Origin of the sequence: Acidocella sp., from assembly GCF_013044125.1 — a bacterium.
In the GTDB taxonomy this organism is placed as follows: Bacteria; Pseudomonadota; Alphaproteobacteria; order Acetobacterales; family Acetobacteraceae; genus Acidocella.
In genome coordinates this window covers 1-3,681 of the sequence record NZ_JABEVC010000022.1, presented here as the reverse complement: position 1 = coordinate 3,681, position 3,681 = coordinate 1, and the positions used below count along the sequence as shown (strand labels likewise).

At 60.7% G+C, this 3,681-nt stretch carries 4 protein-coding genes and 1 other RNA gene; all 5 read left to right on the top strand.

Going from position 1 to position 3,681, the window contains the following annotated elements; all coding sequences use genetic code 11:
• Window positions 1–3 precede the first annotated feature (3 nt).
• The 5 genes from ffs (at window position 4) to HKL97_RS01100 (ending at window position 3,541) form a co-directional block, all read left to right on the top strand.
• An RNA gene (ffs, locus tag HKL97_RS01120) (signal recognition particle sRNA small type) lies at window positions 4–102 on the top strand.
• Between the two features lie 29 nt (window positions 103–131).
• Window positions 132–1,919 carry a DNA polymerase III subunit gamma/tau gene (locus HKL97_RS01115; protein WP_291422012.1) on the top strand — a complete coding sequence of 596 codons (1,788 nt, stop codon included), beginning with the start codon at window positions 132–134 and terminating at the stop codon, window positions 1,917–1,919.
• Window positions 1,916–2,239 (top strand): YbaB/EbfC family nucleoid-associated protein, encoded by a 324-nt coding sequence (locus HKL97_RS01110; protein WP_291422010.1) that lies wholly within the window; start codon window positions 1,916–1,918, stop codon window positions 2,237–2,239. Before HKL97_RS01115 ends, HKL97_RS01110 begins: the two co-directional genes overlap by 4 nt.
• A complete protein-coding gene (recR, locus tag HKL97_RS01105; protein ID WP_291422008.1) occupies window positions 2,239–2,829 on the top strand; it encodes a recombination mediator RecR in 591 nt (196 codons plus the stop codon). The genes HKL97_RS01110 and recR overlap by 1 nt, the downstream gene beginning before the upstream one ends.
• 169 nt (window positions 2,830–2,998) lie before the next feature.
• Window positions 2,999–3,541: a hypothetical protein gene (locus HKL97_RS01100; protein WP_291422006.1), complete on the top strand. Its 543-nt coding sequence runs from the start codon at window positions 2,999–3,001 to the stop codon at window positions 3,539–3,541.
• Window positions 3,542–3,681 lie beyond the last annotated feature (140 nt).

The following is a 3,681-nucleotide window of genomic DNA, read 5'->3' as shown; positions in this document are numbered from 1 at the left end:
CCTGGGAGGTCGGCGGCGGACGTGAGCCTCGCCAACCCGGTCAGGGCCGGAAGGCAGCAGCCGCAACGAGTTTCCTCATGGGTCGTTGTCCGGCCTCCCACCTCCTTTTCGTAGAAGGTTATCTGCCGCGCATGGGTTTGTTCGATGATGACACAGCGGATGACGCGGCGCCCCCCGCCTTTTCCGGCCCCTCGCTGTTTGGCGGCGAGCCGGAAGTTCCCAGCCCCGCCGCCGCCTACCGTGTGCTGGCGCGCAAATACCGGCCAACCACCTTTAAGGACCTGATCGGCCAGGAGGCGCTGGTGCGCACCCTGCGCAACGCCTTCGCGATGAACCGCATCGCCCATGCCTTCATGCTCACCGGGGTGCGTGGCGTCGGCAAGACCACCACCGCGCGAATCCTGGCCCGCGCGCTCAACTGCACCGGGCCGGACGGCACCGGCGGCCCCACGCCCGACCCGTGCGGCGTGTGCGAAAACTGCATCGCCATATTGGCCGACCGCCACCCCGATGTGGTGGAGATGGACGCTGCCTCCAACACCGGGGTTGACGATGTGCGCGAGATCATCGAGGCGACGCGCTTCAAGCCGCTCTCGGCGCGCACCAAAGTGTTCATCATCGATGAAGTGCACATGCTCTCCAAGCAGGCGTTCAACGCGCTGCTGAAAACGCTGGAAGAGCCGCCGCCGCACATCAAGTTCGTGCTGGCCACCACCGAGATCCGCAAGGTGCCGATCACCGTGCTCTCGCGCTGCCAGCGGTTTGACCTGCGGCGGGTGGCGGTGAGCGAACTCTCGGCGCATTTCACCCGCATTGCGCAGAAGGAGGCGGTGGCGATTTCACCGGGCGCGATCGAGCATATCGCCCGCGCGGCGGATGGCTCGGTGCGCGATGGTCTCTCCCTGCTGGACCAGGCGATTGCGCGCGGCAGCGAGGATGAAACCGGGATCACCGCCGAAATGGTGGCGGAAATGCTGGGCCTGGCTGACCGCTCCTATGTGTTCGAGCTGATGGACGCGCTGGTGGCGGGCGATGCCGCCAAGGCGCTGGAAATCGCCGATGGCGCCTATGCGCGCGGGGCGGACCTGGGGGTGCTGCTGGCGGATCTGCTGGGGCTGACGCATCTGCTGACGCGGATGAAGTCTGTTCCCGCGCTGATGGCCAGCACCACCCTGCCGGAGGCCGAGCGCACCCGCGGGGCGGCGCTGGCGGGGGTGTTGAGCATCCCCTTCCTGGGGCGGTTGTGGCAGATGCTGCTGAAAGGCGTGCAGGAGGTTGAGGCTGCACCCGACCGCCGGGCGGCAGCGGAGATGATCCTCATCCGCCTGTGCCATGTGGCCGATATGCCGCCGCCCGGCGAGTTGTTGAAGCGCATTACCGAGGGTGGTGTGGCGGCGCAGGGTGGTGCCGTGCCGGGGCCATCAGGCGGCGGCAGCCGGGCGGTGGCCAATGGGGCGCCGGCGGTTATGCAGGCGGCACCGCGGGCGATCACCTTCCTGGATGTGGTGGCGCTGGCGGAAGCCAAGCGGGATGTGGCGCTGTTCGCGCATCTGCGTCAGTCGGTGCATCTGGTGCGCTTCGCGCCGCCGGTGATCGAGCTGCGGCTGGAGCCGCAGGCCCCGCGCGACCTGGCGGGGAAACTGGCGGCGCTGCTGGAGGCGGAGACGCACCGGCGCTGGACCGTCGCGCTCTCCAACGCGCCGGGCGAGCCGACGATTGACCAGGCGGAGGGTAAGGCCGAGAGCGAGGTGATGCAGTCAGCCGTGGCGCATCCGCTGGTGCTGGCGATTCTAGCTGAATTTCCCGGTGCGAAGATTGAGAAACTGCATCCCGGGGAGGCTGCGGCGGAGCCGGAGATGCCGGCGGATTGGGCGGCGCTGGCACCGCCGGATGAATTCTATGAAGGAGATGACGAATGAAGAATATTGCCGGGCTGATGAAACAGGCGCAGCAGATGCAGCAGAAAATGGCCGATATGCAGGCCAAGCTGGACGCCACCGAGGTTGAGGGCGTGGCTGGCGCCGGGCTGGTGCGGGTGACGCTGAGCGGCAAGGGCGCGTTGAGAAAGGTGAAGGTTGACCCGAAACTCGCCGACCCGGCGGAGACGGAGATGCTGGAGGATTTGATCGTGGCGGCGCATGCCGATGCCAAGAGCAAGCTGGACGAGCTGACGGAAGCCGAGATGAAGAACGCCACGGGCGGGTTAAATCTGCCGGCGGGGCTTAAGCTGCCGTTTTAATGGGTGGTCCTGAACTCGAACGGCTGATCGGGTTATTTGCGAAGCTGCCGGGGCTGGGGCCCCGCAGCGCGCGGCGGATTGTGCTGAAATTATTGCGTGAACGCGAGACGAGGTTGCTGCCGCTGGCCGAGGCGTTGCAGGCGGTGGCGGCGAGTGTGCGGACATGCTCGGTTTGCGGGAATCTGGATTCCTGCGATCCGTGCATGATTTGTGTGAACCCGGCGCGCGAGAGGCGGATTTGCGTGGTGGAAACGGTGGCCGATTTATGGGCGCTGGAGCGGGCGCTGATTTATCGCGGGGCGTATCATGTGTTGGGCGGCTCGCTCTCGGCGTTGGCGGGGCGGGGGCCGGAGGATCTGGCGATTGCCAGCTTGCTTGAGCGGCTGGAACGCGACCCGCCGGAGGAGATTATTCTGGCGATGCCGGCAACCGTGGATGGCGCGGCGACGGGGCATTATTTGGCGGAGCGGCTGAAGGGGTTTGGGATTCCCATATCGCGGCTGGCGCAGGGGGTGCCGATGGGCGGGGCGCTGGAGGTGCTGGACGAGGGCACGCTGGCAACGGCGCTGCGGGCGCGCAGGCTGGCCTGAGGCGGCGATGCTCCACGGGGAGCGTTTGTGAGGATTGTTTTATAACGCATTGTTAGTATGGCTTAATTTTTTGCTTGCACCCCAATTTGTGCGGGTTTGTGCTGGAAAAGGAATGAGTGGGGCGGCGCCAAATAAGCGATTTTAAATTGGTTGGAGGCTCAGGGAAGATATGGATGTGGGTGAAGGGTTTATCAAAAAATTTGAGGAGCATTTTGGAAGAATTGCGTTAAAAATGCTCCTTGGATGTGTCTTCCTTGGGGTGACATCGATCAGTCTTAATGAATTCTATCACTATTTTGTATTTCCAATCTATGAACTTGTTTCTACAGTTAATTTTTCTCAAATTACTAATGTAAAATCGAAGGTAATCGCAGACATAATTGTTACGTTATCCGCATCAGCTGTTTCTGCGACATTATTACTGTTGTTCGGCCTGATCTCAGCAATGATGTCTTTGCAAGTGTTCAAGCTTGTGATTGAGCGTAGGAGAACATCAGCAATGATTAAAGAAAGAACTAAAAATTTATTGAAAAGGCTTGATAATCTTCAGGGCACGCATGGCCAGCTCTTTAGGGAAATTCGACCAAAAATTGATCAAATTTTCGATACAACGATTGTTTTGGAAAAAGATAATGTTGCCAAAGCTAACGAAATTGTACGGTTGAATGAGGAAATATACCGTCTTAAAAATGACGATGGTACTAAGAATTAAGCGGCATATTTTTGACGTATGAATGGTAGTTTGAGCGGCCGTCTAGAGTCTCTTTCACCTAATTTGACGCGTATCCTGAGTTTTTGAAGTAGTTTGCGCATTCCTGTGGTTTGAACTCGTTGAGCAACGTGCCGATGCGT

Coding starts and splice junctions, on each gene's coding strand:
- HKL97_RS01115 (WP_291422012.1), top strand. CDS start 132: ATGGGTTTGTTCGATGATGACACAGCGGATGACGCGGCGCCCCCCGCC.
- HKL97_RS01110 (WP_291422010.1), top strand. CDS start 1,916: ATGAAGAATATTGCCGGGCTGATGAAACAGGCGCAGCAGATGCAGCAG.
- recR (WP_291422008.1), top strand. CDS start 2,239: ATGGGTGGTCCTGAACTCGAACGGCTGATCGGGTTATTTGCGAAGCTG.
- HKL97_RS01100 (WP_291422006.1), top strand. CDS start 2,999: ATGGATGTGGGTGAAGGGTTTATCAAAAAATTTGAGGAGCATTTTGGA.